Consider the following 15,148-nt stretch of genomic DNA (forward strand, 5'->3'; position numbering starts at 1 on the left):
CAGAGCCCGCGAGGATATTTACGAAGTTGTTGTCTCGTCGACTGTCGCGCCGCCGTCCGACGTGGTTCACTGTTCTCGGTCGCAGCTTCTGTGTTCGTTTTCACGCTCGCAGGATCTAATGTTGCGAGCGCGGTGCGTGAAGCTCTGCCCACGGGGTGACTCTTGGGGGGGATCATCACAGCGGTCGGAACCGGCCCGATGGACTGTAAGTGCCGTTCATCGCATCCGGTGTTCAAGAAAAGGATAGACAAGCATGGCACAGGGAACTGTGAAGTGGTTCAACGCCGAAAAGGGCTTCGGCTTCATCGCACCCGAGGACGGCTCCGCTGACGTCTTCGTCCACTACTCCGAGATCCAGGGCAGCGGCTTCCGCACCCTCGAGGAGAACCAGCGCGTGGAGTTCGAGGTCGGACAGGGCACCAAGGGCCCCCAGGCCACGGGCGTCCGCGCCGTCTGATCTCGATCGGACAGTCTCTACCGACACGTCCCCCGTCGCCTTCCGAGGTGGCGGGGGACGTCTCGTTTCCGTGACACTGCGTCGCGGACACCACGCCGGCGGGGCGTTCGTGGCTTACTGTCGCGATCGTGAGCCAGTTGTCCTTCTTCTCCGCCGAGTCGACGCCGCCCGACGCGGCCGACCTCGCCGGGCTGCTGGCTGCGCAGGGTCAGCCCGTGATCGTGTCGGGGCGCACGCGCATCTCCGTCGTCGTCGATGCCACCTGGCGTGCCCACGCGGTGGCCGACCTGATCGAGTCGTGCGGCTTCGACGCCGAGATCACGACGACCGACGAGGGACGGCCACTGGTCCGGACCGAGCCGGTGCCCGAGCTGGCGTCGCTCGCCGCGGAGTGGGTCCGGGGAGCGGTGAAGGCGGTGCCCGGGGGTTGGGTGCCCGGACCGCGCGCCCTGCGGGCCTGGGTGGTCGCGGCGGGACGGCAGGAGGCCGGCGGCGCCCGGTTCGTCCTCGGACTCGATCCGCATGCCCCCGACACGCATCCGGTGCTCGCCCAGTCGTTGATGCGCGCCGGTGTGGCGCCGACTCTGGTGGGAACCCACGGAGGGTCGCCGGCACTCCGAATCACCGGTCGCCGTCGGGTGACCAGGCTCATCGAGAACATCGGCGAGCCGCCACCGGGCGCTCTCGCCGCGGGCGGGTGGCCCGTCCTCGTGTAGAGGAAGAGGGGGACTCGGACGGAGGTCACCGACGGTCGATGGGCCGCGGTGTCACATACGAGTTGCACGTGTGTGTCACTCTGTAGTGTGTCGGCTTCGAACGGTTCGGGGTATCGACGCAGGTGAACGGGTTCCCTCTCGCGGGGACCAGGAAGGTTCGGCAGCAGGTGGCAGCAGGAGACAGCACGGGGAACTCGTCGTCCGGCGCGTCCGGGCTTCGGCGTCTCGTGATCGTCGAGTCACCCACCAAGGCCAAGAAGATCGCGCCCTATCTGGGCAAGAACTATGTGGTCGAGGCCTCGGTCGGGCACATCCGAGATCTCCCGCGTGGTGCTGCAGACGTTCCGGCCAAGTACAAGGGCGAGTCCTGGGCTCGTCTCGGTGTCGACGTGGACCACGACTTCGAGGCTCTCTACGTCGTCAGCCCGGAGAAGAAGGGCAAGGTCGCCGAGCTCAAGAGCTTGCTCAAGGATGCCGACGAGCTCTACCTCGCCACCGACCCCGACCGCGAGGGCGAGGCCATCGCGTGGCATCTCCTCGAGACGCTCAAGCCGAAGATTCCGGTTCGACGGATGGTCTTCCACGAGATCACCGAGCCGGCCATCCTCGCCGCCGCCGCCGACACCCGCGAACTGGACACCGACCTCGTCGACGCCCAGGAGACGCGCCGCATCCTCGACCGCCTGTACGGCTACGAGGTCTCGCCGGTGCTGTGGAAGAAGGTCATGCCGAAGCTGTCGGCGGGCCGCGTCCAGTCGGTGGCCACACGTGTCATCGTGCAGCGCGAACGTGAGCGCATGGCGTTCCGATCGGCCGAGTACTGGGACATCTCGGCGCAGCTCGACGCCGGCGCCGAGGCGACGCCGCGGGCGTTCGGTGCGCGCCTGGTCAACGTCGACGGCTCTCGTGTCGCGTCGGGACGCGACTTCGGTGCCGACGGCAAACTCAAGTCCGAGGGCGTCACCGTTCTCGATGAGGCGCGCGCACGCCGGTTGTCCGAGGCTCTGGACGGTGTCGATCTGACCGTCGCATCGGTCGAGTCCAAGCCGTACACGCGTCGTCCGTACCCCCCGTTCATGACCTCGACCCTGCAGCAGGAGGCCGGGCGCAAGCTCCGCATGTCCTCCGAGCGCACCATGCGTATCGCGCAGCGGTTGTACGAGAACGGCTACATCACCTACATGCGTACCGACTCGACGAACCTGTCGGCGTCGGCGATCGATGCCGCACGTCGTCAGGCCACCGAGCTGTACGGCCCGGAGTACGTGCACGACACCCCGCGGCAGTACACCCGCAAGGTCAAGAACGCCCAGGAGGCGCACGAGGCCATCCGCCCCGCGGGTGATTCCTTCGCGACTCCCGGTCAGTTGCACAGCTCGCTCGACACCGACGAGTTCCGGCTGTACGAGCTGATCTGGCAGCGCACCGTCGCCTCCCAGATGGCGGATGCGCGCGGAACCACTCTGTCGCTGCGTATCTCGGGCACCGCGGGTACCGGTGAGGAGTGCACCTTCGCCGCGTCTGGACGCACCATCACGTTCGCGGGCTTCCTCAAGGCTTACGTCGAGAGTGTCGACGACCAGGCCGGGGGACAGTCCGACGACGCCGAGTCCCGGTTGCCGGTTCTCGAGCAGGGGCAGGCGGTCACGGCCACCGGTCTCGATCCCGATGGTCACACCACCAACCCACCGGCCCGCTTCACCGAGGCGTCGCTCATCAAGACGCTCGAGGAACTCGGCATCGGTCGCCCGTCGACGTACTCGTCGATCATCAAGACCATCCTCGACCGCGGGTACGTCTACAAGCGCGGCAGCGCCCTGGTGCCGTCGTGGGTGGCGTTCTCCGTGATCGCGTTGCTGGAGGCGCACTTCGGCAGGTTGGTCGACTTCGACTTCACCGCAGGCATGGAGGACGACCTCGACGCCATCGCCGGTGGCCGCGAACGACGTGGAGACTGGTTGTCCGCCTTCTACTTCGGCGGTGAGAACGGCACGGAGGGGTCGGTCGCACGGTCCGGCGGACTGAAGAAGATGGTCGGCCAGAACCTCGAGGACATCGACGCTCGCGTCATCAACTCGATCCACCTGTTCGACGACTCCGAAGGTCGCGACGTACACGTCCGCGTCGGTCGCTACGGCCCGTACCTCGAACGGATGGTGCAGAACCCAGACGATCCCGACGGGGATCCGATCTCGCAGCGCGCCAACCTGCCCGACGACCTTCCGCCGGACGAGCTGACGCTCGAGTTCGCCGAGAAGCTGTTCGCGACCCCGCAGGAGGGTCGCAAGCTCGGTGTCGACCCGCTGTCGGGTCACGAGATCGTCGCCAAGGAAGGACGATTCGGGCCGTACGTCACCGAGGTCATCCCCGAGGAGCCCGAGCCCACCCCGGACATCGTTCCGGTGGAACAGCATTCGTCCGATGGGGGCGGCGGCACCGCCGTGGCCACCAAGGCGGCGAAGAAGGCTCCCGCCAAGAAGGCCGCCAAGAAAGCGACCGCACCGAAGCCGCGAACGGGTTCGTTGCTCAAGTCGATGGATCTCGCGACGGTCACGTTGGACGACGCGCTGAAGCTGCTGTCGTTGCCGCGCGTGGTGGGCGTCGACCCCGAGAGCAAGGAAGAGATCACGGCGCAGAACGGGCGCTACGGTCCCTACCTCAAGAAGGGCACCGATTCCCGCTCGCTGGCCACCGAGGACCAGATCTTCACCGTCTCCCTCGAGGAGGCTCTGAAGATCTACTCCGAGCCCAAGCGTCGCGGACGTCAGGGTGCGGCCACGCCGCCGCTGCGCGAACTCGGTGTGGACACTGTCAGCGGTCAGCCGATGGTGATCAAGGACGGCCGCTTCGGTCCGTACGTCACCGACGGTGAGGCCAACGCCAGCCTGCGCAAGGGCGACGAGGTGGGCACCATCACCGACGAGCGGGCCATGGAACTCCTCGCGGATCGTCGCGCTCGCGGGCCCGTGAAGAAGAAGGCCACCAAGAAGGCGCCGGCGAAGAAGGCTCCCGCCAAGAAGGCGGCAGCGAAGAAGACGCCGGCCAAGAAGGCTCCCGCGAAGAAGGCGGCCGCCAAGAAGACCGCTGCGAAGAAGACGCCGCCCGGCGAGTCCTGAGGACCGCACCTGTCCGCGATTGCCCTTAGCGTTCTCCTCACACACGAGGAGAGGGGCACATCATGGCGGGGACGTACACATCCGTGGGGCCGTCGGTCGACGTCACAGGCGAGAAGCTCGATCTGGTCACCATCCTGGCCGATCAGCGCGGGATGCTCGCGATCACGGCGCGGGGGATCACCGATGAGCAGGCGCGTCGGCGCACGACCGTCAGTGAGTTCACGCTTGCCTCGCTGATCGCGCACGTCGCGTCGGTGATCCGCGGGAACGTGACCATGCTCGAGGAGCGCGACGAGAACTCGACCGTCGACTTCTCGGGATCGGGCGAGCCTGAGGTGCCCGAGTCGATCGAACAGGTGCTGGCCGAACTCGACTCCGCCGGCCGAGCTCTCGAGCAGTGCATCGCCGCGCTCGGCAACCTCGACGACCTGATCCCGCAACCCACCGCACCGTGGGCGCCGGAGCGCATCTGGTGGACGGCGCGGCGCGTACTGCTGCACCTGTTGCGCGAGATCGCCCATCACAGCGGGCACGCCGACATCCTCCGCGAGGCTCTGGACGGGCAGTCGACGATGGGTGTGGTGGCGGGTGACATGGGGTTGGAGTTCTAGGCGCGATTGCCGTCCTGGACGCGCACCTCCCCGCAGTTCGCGACCGTCCCGTGCCTGCGCGTACTGCCGAGGGGTGCGCGTCCTTCTGCTGCTGTGAGCGCTGCCCGGAGACGATCGGCGAGAGCCGACGTCGCCAGGTCGTTCCACGTCCACCGTTCGATCCGCCACTCCAGTGAGCGCAACCGGTCCTCGCGCAGTTTCTCGGCGATCACCACATCCGCTGCATCCCCGTACTCGCGGTACTTCGCGAGCCCGTCGAACTCGCCGATCACTCCGTCGAACAGGAAGTCCGGCCGTCCCACGAAGCGTCCGCTCTCGTCGAGGACGTCGCATTGGAGCGCAGGAGCGGGGAGGCCGTGCCGGTGCAGGTAGACCCGGCTCCGAGACTCACCCACGCTCTCGGCGCCACCGTCCATGAAGGCGATGGCCCGCCGCGCCCTGTCGATCCCGCGACGACCGTGCGCTCGGGCCAGCGTCGCAGCCAGATCGTCCGCCGATGTTCGGCGCAGAGCAGCATCGCCGGAGCAGACCGAGGACTCGAACGGCCGACTACAGGCGAGGTCGACCACTGTTCTGGCGAGCGAGGTGACACGCACCCCGTCGACCGTCGTCACGTCGTCCGGGTGCAGTGGCGATGCGTGCACGACGCGCGACGTGCCGGCCCGACCACCGCCGGATCGATTCGCCGTCAGGTGTGCTCGACGATCGATGTCGGGCCACAGGTCGATGCCGTGGACCAGCGCTGCCGAGCTGTGGCTCACCACCAGATCGCTGTCGGAGGAGAGGACGGCGGCGCGTAGCTCGAGCAGTCGGCGGGTGCGGTCGTCGGACAGGTCGGTCGTCGCCGGATCGACGTAGACGCCGCGGCGCACGGGAACGATCGAACCGGACCGGACAGCAGCGCGGACCTCACCGTCGGACACGCCGCGTCGTCGGAGACCGGCTCGGGGGATCAGAGACATGTATCGAAGGGTGCGCGATCCGGCCGTCGAGTCGTCGGCCGTGATCCACAGGCTGGGGATGGAGAACGTACGCGCACCCCTCGGCAGTTCGCGACGGTCCAGGGCCTGCGCGAACTGCTGCGAGATGCGGGGTCGAGCCCACCCCTGGAGCGGTACTCTCACTCTCGAACCACTGACCTACTTCGGGAGTACTGATGGCCGGCGGACTCGTAGCCCTGCTCGACGACGTGGCAGCGCTTGCCAGGCTGGCGGCGGCGTCGATCGACGACGTCGGTGCCGCGACAGGCAAGGCGACGGCCAAGGCCGCCGGTGTGGTCATCGACGACACCGCCGTGACGCCGCAGTACGTGCGCGGCCTCGCCGCCGAACGTGAGCTCCCCATCGTGCGGCGCATCGCCCTCGGGTCGCTCCGTAACAAGCTGCTCATCATCCTGCCGATCGCGCTGCTGCTGAGCCAGTTCCTGCCGTGGCTGCTGACGCCGATCCTCATGGTCGGCGGTGCCTACCTCAGTTACGAAGCGATGCACAAGATCTGGGGCGCCATCTCCGGACACGGCGCTCACGATCACGAGGAGGACGGACCTCGCGACGAGGACGCTGTCGTCGCCGGAGCTGTGCGCACCGACCTCATCCTGTCCGCCGAGATCATGGTCATCGCGCTCGACACCATCGCCGCCGAGGGTTTCTGGAGCCGACTGATCATCCTGGCCGTCGTCGCCGTGGTGATCACCGTCCTCGTCTACGGCGTGGTCGGTCTCATCGTGAAGATGGACGACATCGGTCTGCGGTTGGCCGACACCTCGTCGGGCATCGCGCAGACCGTCGGGCGCGGCCTGGTCAAGGGCATGCCCAAGGTCATGGCGGTGCTGTCCGTGGTGGGCACCGCGGCGATGCTGTGGGTCGGTGGCCACATCCTGCTCAACGGCATCGACGAGCTGGGGTTCCACCCGATCTACGAGTTCGTCCACCACATGGAGGACGCGGTCCGCGACGTCGCCGGTATCGGGGGTGTGCTGGCCTGGATCGTCAACACGCTGGCATCCGCGCTGATCGGTCTCGTCGTCGGCTCCATCGTCGTGGCCGTGATGACCGGGGTGTCCTCGTTGCTGGCCAAGCGTCGCGGTGGGGCTGTCGCACAGGAGCACTAAGCTCTCCTCCCATGGCGCGAGTGTTCGAACGGCTGGTCGGTCAGCACGAGGTGGTCGCCGAGCTGTCCGACGCGGCGGCGGCTGCGCGTGAGGGTGACATCGGTTCCCGCATGACGCATTCGTGGTTGTTCACCGGGCCTCCCGGGTCCGGCCGCTCCATCGCCGCTGTCTGCTTCGCGGCTGCGCTGCAGTGCACGGATCCGGACGTCATCGGGTGCGGCCACTGCCACGCCTGCACCACCACCATGCACGGCACCCACGGCGACGTGCGCCGCATCGTGCCGCAGGGCCTCAGCATCTCTGTCAAGGAGATGCGCGAGGTGGTGCAGATGGCAGCGCGTCGCCCCACCACGGGGACGTGGCAGATCGTGGTCATCGAGGACGCGGACAGGCTGGGCGAGCGCGCCTACAACGCGCTCCTCAAGGCGGTCGAGGAGCCGCCGACCCGCACCATATTCCTGCTCTGCGCACCGTCCGTGGATCCGGAGGACATCGCCGTCACCATCCGCTCGCGCTGCCGGCACGTGGCTCTGGTGACGCCAAAACCCGCGGACATCGCACGCGTACTGCGGGAGAACGATGGCCTGGACGAGAAGACCGCCGCGTGGGCCGCCTCGGTGGGCGGCGGACACGTGGGCCGCGCGCGCCGCTTGGCGACGGACCCCGAGGCACGCGAGCGACGGCAGCGGGCACTGGGCATCGCCAAGGCGGCGCTCCGCCCCGCCACCCAGTACGCGGTGGTCGAAGAACTGGTGAAGGCCGCCGAGTCCGACGCGGTGCAGATCAACGCCGACCGCGACGAGCGGGAGACCGACGAACTGCGGACGTCACTCGGCGCCGGCGGCACCGGCAAGGGTGCAGCGGGCGCGCTGCGAGGATCCGCCGGCGTGCTCAAGGAACTGGAACAGCGGCAGAAGTCGAGGCGCACTCGTACCGGTCGAGACTCGCTGGACCGGGCACTCATCGACCTCGCCGGGCTGTACCGCGACGCTCTCGCACAGTCGTACGGCGCCTCGTCGACGATGACGCACCCCGACATGGAGGACCAGGCCCGTGGCCTCGCCTCGGTGTCGACTCCCGAGTCTTTGCTGCAGTGCATCGAGGCGATCCTCCGGTGCCGCGAAGCGCTGGAGATGAACGTCAAGCCCAAGTTCGCGGTCGACGCGATGGTCGCCACACTGGGCGCGGCGGCCCGCTGACCCCCGTTTTGGGTTCGGGCGGGGGGACCGGTTAAACTTGCGATGGCTCCTCAGGGAGCCGCGCCGCCTTAGCTCAGTCGGTAGAGCATTTCACTCGTAATGAAAAGGTCAAGAGTTCGATTCTCTTAGGCGGCTCCACACAGTTCAGAAAAAGCGGCCTCGCGATACGCGTGGCCGCTTTTCTGGTCTCTGATCCCCTGTCCTAGCCGTTGACATCCATCTCTGCGGGAGCCTGTCGCACCGAGAACAGATTGCCGAACGGATCGAGCAGCTGGCACAGACGTTCACCGGTGAAGACCGTCTTGGGTCCCCGGTGTGCAACCGCTCCGTGGGCTGTCCAGTCCGCGACGATCGCATCCACGTCGGTCACGGTCCAGTAGGCGGAGACTCCGGCCGGCCCGGACGAGTTGTAGTCGTCGTTCTCGTGCAGCGTGAGCCGCACCCCGTCGATGTCGTAGGCCACCAGTGCCCCGCCCCGCTGGATCGGTGTGCGACCCAGCCGGGCGGAGTACCACTCGACTGCGGCCTCGAGATCGTCGACGAAGTAGAAGACGTTGCCGACGGGCCCGAGGGCGAGGGGGGTGGTCATCGGGCGAGGAAGTCGAGAATGTCTGCGTCCAGGGCCTTCTGGTAGTCGCCGTAGATGCCGTGCGGTGCGCCCGGGTACACCTTCAACGTGCCGTCCCGGACGAGGTCGATGGACTTCTGGGCCGCCGCCGCGATGGGGACGATCTGGTCGTCGTCACCCTGGGCGATGAAGATCGGGACCGTCAGCGCCTTCAGATCTTCGGTGAAGTCGGTCTCGGAGAACGCTTTCACGCAGTCGTAGGCGGCAGCGAGGTTGACGAGCATTCCCTGACGCCAGAAGTCGTCGATCGCGCCTTGCGAGACCGCGGCGCCGTCACGGTTGGCGCCGAAGAACGGCTGCGCGAGATCCTGGTAGAACTGCGAGCGGTCGGTCAGCACGCCGTCGCGGATGTCGTTCAGTGCCTCGATCGGAGTGCCCTCCGGGTTGGACTCCGACTTCAGCATGATGGGCGGGACGGCGCCGGCAGTGATGACGCGGGCGACGCGGGATCCGCCGTGCTGGGCGGCGTAGCGGACGACTTCGCCGCCGCCGGTCGAGTGGCCGATCAACGTCAAATCCTGTAGATCCAGAGCCTCGACGAGCTCGGCGAGGTCACGGGCGTAGGTGTCCATGTCGTTGCCGGTGTAGGTCTTGGACGACCGGCCGTGTCCGCGGCGATCGTGGGCGATGGCTCGGTAGCCGGCGTCGGCGAGCAGCTTGAGCTCGACCTGCCAGGCATCCGACGACAGCGGCCATCCGTGGCTCAGCACCACGGGCTTTCCGGTGCCCTGCTCGGTGTAGTAGATCTCGGTTCCGTCGGTGGTGGTGATGTAGGGCATGGCGACCTCCAGGTTTCGTGGGTCCCGATCAGTGGCTGACGACAAGGTTCCTGCACGCCTGACCGGGGGTCGTCACGTCCGGCCGGGGTCTCGCACTACCGGTCGGCCGGTACGCCGAACAGGTGTTCCTCCTTCTCGGTCGTACCGGTCACCGTGTAGGACAGAGCCTCGGTCATCCGCTGGTGATCCGACTCGGTCCAGCGCTCACGGTGCTGCCGCTCGAGATCGCCCCACGACCGGGCGGTGAACTGCTCGACACGCAGAGACGGGTCCTCGCCGTTCCTGAACAGTGCCCAGGAGTACCCGCCGGTCCGGCGGCGGGCTTTCCCGACGGCCGCCATGGCGCGGTCGAAGTCGGTCGTCGAGTCGGGCCGCACCCGGTACGTCACCGAGACGACCACCGGGCCGTCGTCGGGTTCGGGTTCGAACATCACCATCGGTGTCGGCCACGCCGTCGACACCCCGCGCGGCAGCGTGCCGGTGTCGGCGCGCAGAGGCAGGACCGTGACGCTGGCGGCGGTGACCATCAAGAGCACCGCCGAGATCAGTAGCGCTGCAGCGAAACCGACGTGCGATGCGACCAGACCCCAGACGAACGAGCCCAGCGCCTGGGAGCCCATGAACACCAACAGGTAGATCGACATCCCCCGAGCTCTCACCCAGTGCGCGAGAGAGAGCTGAATCGCCGCGTTGAGTGTGGTCAGGGTGGCGATCCACGCGGCGCCCGACAGCAGCAGCAACGGGACGGCCGCGCCGGCGGGGAGGTAGGCCACGGAGACGACGCCGACGGCATAGGTGACCGCGGACAGTGCCAGCACGGCGTTGCCCGACATCGACTGTCGCAACCGCGGGTAGAGCGCCACGCCGGACACTGCGCCGACACCGAGCATTCCCAGGACGAGCCCGTACCCCGACGCGCCGAAGTGCAGGTGGCGCGACGAGGCCAGGGGCAGCAGGGCCCACAGCGCCGATGCCGGGAAGGCGAACAGGGCCGAGCGCAGCAGGATCCGGCGCACGATCGGTGCGGACTGCATGTAGTGCAGCCCGGTCAGCATGGACCTGCCGAGGCGCTCTCGGTCGACGGACCGGTCGTCTGCGGGCCGACGCCACCACACGAGCGCGCCGATGATGACGACGAACGTCAGGGCGTTGATGGCGAACACCGCGGCGGGTCCGGCCGCAGCCACGATCACGCCGCCGATGGCCGGGCCGACGGCGCGCGCACCGTTCACGGTCACGCCGCCCAGGGCGGATGCTGCCGGGATCTGTTCGGCCGGAACCAGTTCGGGTTGGATGGCCTGCCATGCGGGAGACGACAGCGCAGAGCCGCACCCCAGCAGGAACGTCATCGCCAGCAACATCACCGGGGTTAGCACGTCGGTGAAGGCGAGCACCGCGGTGGCCGTCGCGGCGACGGCGGTGTACGTGCTGATCGCGATCAACAACCTGCGACGATCGAGCAGATCGGCGAGTCCGCCGGCGAGGAGGGCGAAGAACAAGGTGGGCAGCAGGCTGGCCGTCTGCACGAGGGCGACCAAGGTCGCGCTGCTGTTCTGCTCCACCAGGAACCACTGTGATCCCACCGTCTGCATCCACAGGCCGATGTTCGACACCAGCTGAGCGATGAACAGCGTGCGATACACCCTGCCACGCAGCGGCGCCCATGCTGAGGACGAGTGGGTGTCGGGGCCTGCGGCGAGGTCGGCGGTCATGGGTGGACCTTCCGGTCGGTCGATGCGTGCGCGGTGGCGACGATGCCGCCAGGCATATCACGACCACCGGGCGGTGTCGACACGGTGCAGCACGGGTCGTCCATCCGCCTCCTCGCGGTGAGGATGAAGCCCCCGGAGCCACATCCTTGACGTGGTCACGGCGGCGTGAGGACCGAATCCACTGCCCGGAGGAGGAAGTCGAGCTCAAACGGAGAATTCAGGAGATCGCGCCGTTCACGGACGCGGGACTCGGTCCGGAGGGGGCTCGTGATCCGTGCGAGTTCTGGCCGGCCGAGCCGACACTCGGAATTCCCTACGCACAGGATGTCGAGGGCGTTCCCGACACTCTGACGATCTCGATCACCGGTGATCCGTCCACGCCCTACGAAGGAGGTGTGAACCTCGCGGACACTCTGGGCGGAACGCTGCTCCCCGTGGACGGCGAGCAGCACACCGTCGCGATCTCCGGTGCGAATGCCTGCGTGAACGACATCGTGGCCGACTATCTCGTCGAGCTGGCCACACCCGAGGCAGGGACTCGCTGCACCCTCTGAGCGCTCGCTCAGGCGGTGCGCGCGAGGTGAAGTCGCAAGCGCAGCACGGCGTCTCGCACGCGGGTCTTGACGGTGGCATGCGGTACGCCGAGCCGCTCGGCTGCTTCGCGGCACGACAGGCCCTGGAAGTAGACCAGGTCGACAGCGGTTCTCTGCAGACTGGTCAGTTCGATCAGCGCCTTCGTCAGCAGATCGTTGTCGGCGTTCGTCCACACCGCTTCCCAGACGCCGTCGTGGTCGCGGTCGAAATGCGATGCGCTGTACTTCGTGTCCCGTCTCGCCGACGCGGTGTCGGAGCGCGAACGGTCGATCGCTCGTCGGCGCGCGAGAGTCGCCAACCAGGCGTGAGGTGTCCCTCGGTCGGAGTCGAACGTTCCGGCCGAGGTCCACACCTGGAAGTACGTCTCCTGAGCCGTGTCCTCGGCGCGCGCACGGTCTCCGAGAACTCGCAACGCCGCTGCGAACACCACGGGTCGAGTGACCAGCATCAGTTCGACCATCGCACGGTCGTCCCCGGAGGCGATCAGGCCGAGCAGGACACCGCATCGGTCGCGAAGGTCTCGGTCCAGCGCAGCGGCGTTCGCCTCGGTCGCTGCACGATCGGACCGATCGACATCGAGAAATGGTGGGCGCGCTCGTCGCGGAGATGCGTACTCCGCCGTGGTCATGGGCTGATTCTGCATCATGCGGGCCCCGACGCTCGCATGAACGGACACCGCGTATCTCGCGTCGTGCGCCGTGCGGTCCGTTTCCTGAGCAGCGGGCGACCAGGAGTTCGTGAATCGCGCCAGTCTCGGTGTCAGGAAGTGTTCGAGGGTCGGTAACCCGTGAGAAGCGCCGTGAGATCGGATGTGTCGTTGCTCTCCCGGGTTCCCGTCCGACTCCGACTGATCGGCGTCGGGTGACTCACGGATGGTCGACAGGCCGGGGCAGTGTCCCGTGTCGGATCAACTGGTCGTAGATGCCCTCGAACATCGTCGACATCTCCTGCACCTGAGGGGGAGTGAGGGCATCGAAGAAGACGGACCGCACGAAGTCGATGTGTCGCGGCGAGACATCGGCGAGGGTGTCGTTACCTCTGTCGGACAGTGCAACTCGGGTCACTCGACGGTCGTCGGGGTCGGTCGCCAGGGTCACGAGTCCCCGTGCGCTCAGGCTGCGGAGCTGATGCGAGACCCTGCTGCGCTCGGAGCCGATGCGGGTGGCGAGGTCGGACACCGAGAGCGTGCGCTCGGGATCGCTGACCAGCGCCACCAGTACGTCGTAGTCGGCCAGGGAGATGCCGTGATCGCCGCGCAGCTGGTGATCCATCTCGTAGCGCAGCCGCAGGTGCACCTTCATGTAGGCGTACCAGGCCCGTGTCTCCTCCTCGCCGAGAAAGGCGTAAGGAGACTCGGATGCCACGTCGTACTCGGTCATCGTCCTGTTGTACCCGGCCGACGACGCACGGCCCGCATCGAGGCGGCCACCGACCTCAGGTGAGGATGACGGTGTAGACCTGTGCCAGGAGGCCGTCGCGAACGATGCCGACATCGGCTCCGCGGACGACGGGATCGGAGCCCTCGGGTCCGAGTGCCCACGCCAGGTAGCCGGCGTCCTGCATGAGGTGAACGCTGCCGTCCGCGGTGAACACGAATCCCGGTGCGTCGTCGAGGATCGCCTGCACCTTGGCATCGAGTGCGTCGTGGCCCTGCACCCGAGCCTCGGCATCGGAGAAGACGACGTCCTCCGTGTACGTCCGCGCGATGGCGGCCCGCCTCGCCGCGGGGTCCCGTTCGCCGAAGACCTGCAGGAGGTTGGCGTGCATCAGCTGCTCGATCGACTCTGCCATCGCTGGGCTCCAGTTCCATATGGGTGAAGGTTCACCCAAATTAGGCGCGGCCGGTCTCCACGTCTACCGCGTCGCGAGAGGGTGGCGCCACAATGGAACGGGTAAATGGACCGTCCGTGGGGGATCTGCCATTCATGCCCGAGTCGACCTCCGGTGATGGATCCTGATCGTGGAGATCGAGAGTGTGGTGTGACCTGCCGGGTCACCCTCGCGGTCAGAGCTGAGTCGGGCGATGAACTATGCGGAGATGTCCACCGATCTGTTGCAGGAACGGTACGAGCGGCTGGTGACGGACCGCCGTTCCGCCATTGCCCGCGACGCGCCACCGGACGACGTCGTGTCGGTCTCCAACGAGTGCACCCGGGTGCGCCGCGAGTTGGACCGTCGAGCCGGTCGATCTGTCGCGGGGTGAGATCGTCCGACGTGTGACGGACGGATCTGCGGGTACGCCGCACTCATGACCGATCCACACGACGAACCCACACTCGACGACGTCCTGGTTCCCACGGAGGACGCGCACCCGGACCGCCGGGCTCACGCCAAGACACCGAGCCATCTCGACGACGACGAGCTCGAGCAGAGAACGCAGCACGAGCGAGACGAAGTGCAGGACTGACGCGGCGCCTCAGCGCCCGAGGAAATGCGGATCGCGCCCGATGAATCCGAGAAGCCTCGTCTGATCGTCGGCGTCGTCGGGTACGGCGACAGCCGGCCCGTACTGGCCGGACGACCGCATGAGTTCCTCGATCGGCTGCATGCCGTCGACCAGTTCGGCGCAGTAGTCGCCGTCGAGTGAGAGGTCCTGCCCGCCGGCCGCGGCGAGATCCCACGAGTGCATGAAGACGTCGGGTACGTAGAACTGGCCGACCGCCGCGGGAAGTGGCATCTCGCCGATCATCGGATGGTGGAACGGGGTCGCGGCGTCCGGCCCGTCCAGCACTCTCTGCACGGCGTCGCTGTGGACACGCCAGGCATCGACCGGGTCCTCGAGTGGTGAGCGCCCACGATCGAGTTCCAGCCCGGTGGCCGTCGCCAGAAACGCCGGGAACCAGTCGACGAGGTGCGCCACCACATCACGTGCGGTCCAACCGTCCACGGGCGCCGGGGCATCCCAGGCCGACGTGGACTCGACGAGCGTGGTGAAGGTCGCGGCGACGGCGCGGTGACGGTCGGCGGTCTCGCGCGGCACTGTCATGCGCGCACTGTGCTCCGTCGTCGCCCTCACGTCAATCGTGCGCGAGCGAGTCCGAGCCGAGCAGGGTGCCCGTGTCGGCGGGCGCTCGGATCGTTGCGTCACCGGTCTCCCCGCGCACAGGATGCGACCCGAATTCTGTCTGTGCCGCTGCGCTGTTCGACGGTGACGGGTCATTGATATCGAGCCCCGGTGAACTCGAACGGCGGGTGAGTCGACGTCGGCGTGAACAACGTGGATACG

17 protein-coding genes and 1 tRNA gene are annotated in these 15,148 nt (G+C 67.5%); 10 read left to right on the forward strand and 8 right to left on the reverse strand.

The features are described from left to right. Window positions 1-253 precede the first annotated feature (253 nt). The 4 genes from ASG69_RS19390 (at window position 254) to ASG69_RS19405 (ending at window position 4,900) form a co-directional block, all read left to right on the forward strand. Window positions 254-457, forward strand: a complete 204-nt coding sequence (locus tag ASG69_RS19390; RefSeq protein WP_005248460.1) for a cold-shock protein — start codon at window positions 254-256, stop codon at window positions 455-457. Window positions 458-585: 128 nt separating this feature from the next. Beyond that, window positions 586-1,173 carry a hypothetical protein gene (locus ASG69_RS19395; protein WP_056443407.1) on the forward strand — a complete coding sequence of 196 codons (588 nt, stop codon included), beginning with the start codon at window positions 586-588 and terminating at the stop codon, window positions 1,171-1,173. Window positions 1,174-1,340: 167 nt separating this feature from the next. Then, complete coding sequence (gene topA, locus ASG69_RS19400) at window positions 1,341-4,289, forward strand: type I DNA topoisomerase (RefSeq protein WP_056444273.1); 2,949 nt, start codon at window positions 1,341-1,343, stop codon at window positions 4,287-4,289. Between the two features lie 62 nt (window positions 4,290-4,351). Further along, the gene (locus ASG69_RS19405; protein WP_056443410.1) at window positions 4,352-4,900 is read left to right on the forward strand and encodes a mycothiol transferase; all 549 of its coding nucleotides are present in this window, start codon (window positions 4,352-4,354) and stop codon (window positions 4,898-4,900) included. Here ASG69_RS19405 and ASG69_RS19410 read toward each other — a convergent pair. Next, complete coding sequence (locus ASG69_RS19410) at window positions 4,897-6,024, reverse strand: hypothetical protein (protein WP_056443413.1); 1,128 nt, start codon at window positions 6,022-6,024, stop codon at window positions 4,897-4,899. The genes ASG69_RS19405 and ASG69_RS19410 overlap by 4 nt on opposite strands. A 32-nt stretch (window positions 6,025-6,056) precedes the next feature. On the opposite strand from ASG69_RS19410, the gene ASG69_RS19415 reads away from it, so the two are divergent. The 3 genes from ASG69_RS19415 to ASG69_RS19425 all read left to right on the forward strand — a co-directional run bounded on the left by ASG69_RS19415 (window position 6,057) and on the right by ASG69_RS19425 (window position 8,347). Then, window positions 6,057-7,010 carry a DUF808 domain-containing protein gene (locus ASG69_RS19415; protein WP_056443416.1) on the forward strand — a complete coding sequence of 318 codons (954 nt, stop codon included), beginning with the start codon at window positions 6,057-6,059 and terminating at the stop codon, window positions 7,008-7,010. A gap of 11 nt (window positions 7,011-7,021) precedes the next feature. Further along, window positions 7,022-8,209 carry a DNA polymerase III subunit delta' gene (locus tag ASG69_RS19420; protein WP_056443419.1) on the forward strand — a complete coding sequence of 396 codons (1,188 nt, stop codon included), beginning with the start codon at window positions 7,022-7,024 and terminating at the stop codon, window positions 8,207-8,209. Between the two features lie 62 nt (window positions 8,210-8,271). Next, window positions 8,272-8,347, forward strand: a tRNA-Thr gene (locus ASG69_RS19425). A gap of 64 nt (window positions 8,348-8,411) precedes the next feature. On the opposite strand, the gene ASG69_RS19430 is transcribed toward ASG69_RS19425, so the two are convergent. The 3 genes from ASG69_RS19430 to ASG69_RS19440 form a co-directional block, all read right to left on the reverse strand. Then, entirely contained in the window at window positions 8,412-8,798 is a 387-nt protein-coding gene (locus ASG69_RS19430; RefSeq protein ID WP_056443421.1) for a VOC family protein, read from the reverse strand. After that, a complete protein-coding gene (locus ASG69_RS19435) occupies window positions 8,795-9,616 on the reverse strand; it encodes an alpha/beta fold hydrolase (protein ID WP_056443423.1) in 822 nt (273 codons plus the stop codon). Before ASG69_RS19435 ends, ASG69_RS19430 begins: the two co-directional genes overlap by 4 nt. Window positions 9,617-9,711: 95 nt before the next feature. After that, window positions 9,712-11,328: an MFS transporter gene (locus ASG69_RS19440; protein ID WP_056443426.1), complete on the reverse strand. Its 1,617-nt coding sequence runs from the start codon at window positions 11,326-11,328 to the stop codon at window positions 9,712-9,714. A gap of 146 nt (window positions 11,329-11,474) precedes the next feature. Here ASG69_RS19440 and ASG69_RS19445 point away from each other — a divergent pair, with 146 nt between their 5' ends. Then, the gene (locus ASG69_RS19445; RefSeq protein ID WP_056443428.1) at window positions 11,475-11,882 is read left to right on the forward strand and encodes an alpha/beta hydrolase; all 408 of its coding nucleotides are present in this window, start codon (window positions 11,475-11,477) and stop codon (window positions 11,880-11,882) included. Between the two features lie 8 nt (window positions 11,883-11,890). On the opposite strand, the gene ASG69_RS19450 is transcribed toward ASG69_RS19445, so the two are convergent. From ASG69_RS19450 to ASG69_RS19460, 3 genes are all read right to left on the reverse strand, one after another. Next, window positions 11,891-12,550, reverse strand: a complete 660-nt coding sequence (locus ASG69_RS19450) for a sigma-70 family RNA polymerase sigma factor (RefSeq protein ID WP_162246756.1) — start codon at window positions 12,548-12,550, stop codon at window positions 11,891-11,893. 238 nt (window positions 12,551-12,788) lie between these two features. Further along, entirely contained in the window at window positions 12,789-13,301 is a 513-nt protein-coding gene (locus ASG69_RS19455) for a MarR family winged helix-turn-helix transcriptional regulator (protein ID WP_056443434.1), read from the reverse strand. A gap of 55 nt (window positions 13,302-13,356) precedes the next feature. Continuing rightward, window positions 13,357-13,713 (reverse strand): nuclear transport factor 2 family protein, encoded by a 357-nt coding sequence (locus tag ASG69_RS19460; protein WP_056443437.1) that lies wholly within the window; start codon window positions 13,711-13,713, stop codon window positions 13,357-13,359. 247 nt (window positions 13,714-13,960) lie between these two features. Between ASG69_RS19460 and ASG69_RS19465 the strand changes: the two genes are divergently transcribed. Beyond that, window positions 13,961-14,125, forward strand: a complete 165-nt coding sequence (locus ASG69_RS19465; protein ID WP_156380590.1) for a hypothetical protein — start codon at window positions 13,961-13,963, stop codon at window positions 14,123-14,125. Window positions 14,126-14,170: 45 nt separating this feature from the next. Next, window positions 14,171-14,329 (forward strand): hypothetical protein, encoded by a 159-nt coding sequence (locus tag ASG69_RS22930; protein WP_200933861.1) that lies wholly within the window; start codon window positions 14,171-14,173, stop codon window positions 14,327-14,329. A 9-nt stretch (window positions 14,330-14,338) separates the two neighbouring features. On the opposite strand, the gene ASG69_RS19470 is transcribed toward ASG69_RS22930, so the two are convergent. Continuing rightward, window positions 14,339-14,908, reverse strand: coding sequence for a maleylpyruvate isomerase N-terminal domain-containing protein (locus ASG69_RS19470; RefSeq protein ID WP_056443441.1), 570 nt, complete (start codon window positions 14,906-14,908; stop codon window positions 14,339-14,341). Between the last annotated feature and the right edge of the window lie 240 nt (window positions 14,909-15,148).

Origin of the sequence: Rhodococcus sp. Leaf225, assembly GCF_001426145.1 — a bacterium.
In the GTDB taxonomy this organism is placed as follows: domain Bacteria; phylum Actinomycetota; class Actinomycetes; order Mycobacteriales; family Mycobacteriaceae; genus Rhodococcoides.

What these genes read in the sequence shown, in the direction of transcription:
- ASG69_RS19390 (WP_005248460.1), top strand. Translation starts at nt 254, where the DNA reads ATGGCACAGGGAACTGTGAAGTGGTTCAACGCCGAAAAGGGCTTCGGC.
- ASG69_RS19405 (WP_056443410.1), top strand. Translation starts at nt 4,352, where the DNA reads ATGGCGGGGACGTACACATCCGTGGGGCCGTCGGTCGACGTCACAGGC.
- ASG69_RS19415 (WP_056443416.1), top strand. Translation starts at nt 6,057, where the DNA reads ATGGCCGGCGGACTCGTAGCCCTGCTCGACGACGTGGCAGCGCTTGCC.
- ASG69_RS19420 (WP_056443419.1), top strand. Translation starts at nt 7,022, where the DNA reads ATGGCGCGAGTGTTCGAACGGCTGGTCGGTCAGCACGAGGTGGTCGCC.
- ASG69_RS19430 (WP_056443421.1), bottom strand. Translation starts at nt 8,798, where the DNA reads ATGACCACCCCCCTCGCCCTCGGGCCCGTCGGCAACGTCTTCTACTTC.
- ASG69_RS19435 (WP_056443423.1), bottom strand. Translation starts at nt 9,616, where the DNA reads ATGCCCTACATCACCACCACCGACGGAACCGAGATCTACTACACCGAG.
- ASG69_RS19440 (WP_056443426.1), bottom strand. Translation starts at nt 11,328, where the DNA reads ATGACCGCCGACCTCGCCGCAGGCCCCGACACCCACTCGTCCTCAGCA.
- ASG69_RS19450 (WP_162246756.1), bottom strand. Translation starts at nt 12,550, where the DNA reads ATGACCACGGCGGAGTACGCATCTCCGCGACGAGCGCGCCCACCATTT.
- ASG69_RS19455 (WP_056443434.1), bottom strand. Translation starts at nt 13,301, where the DNA reads ATGACCGAGTACGACGTGGCATCCGAGTCTCCTTACGCCTTTCTCGGC.
- ASG69_RS19460 (WP_056443437.1), bottom strand. Translation starts at nt 13,713, where the DNA reads ATGGCAGAGTCGATCGAGCAGCTGATGCACGCCAACCTCCTGCAGGTC.
- ASG69_RS19465 (WP_156380590.1), top strand. Translation starts at nt 13,961, where the DNA reads ATGTCCACCGATCTGTTGCAGGAACGGTACGAGCGGCTGGTGACGGAC.
- ASG69_RS22930 (WP_200933861.1), top strand. Translation starts at nt 14,171, where the DNA reads ATGACCGATCCACACGACGAACCCACACTCGACGACGTCCTGGTTCCC.
- ASG69_RS19470 (WP_056443441.1), bottom strand. Translation starts at nt 14,908, where the DNA reads ATGACAGTGCCGCGCGAGACCGCCGACCGTCACCGCGCCGTCGCCGCG.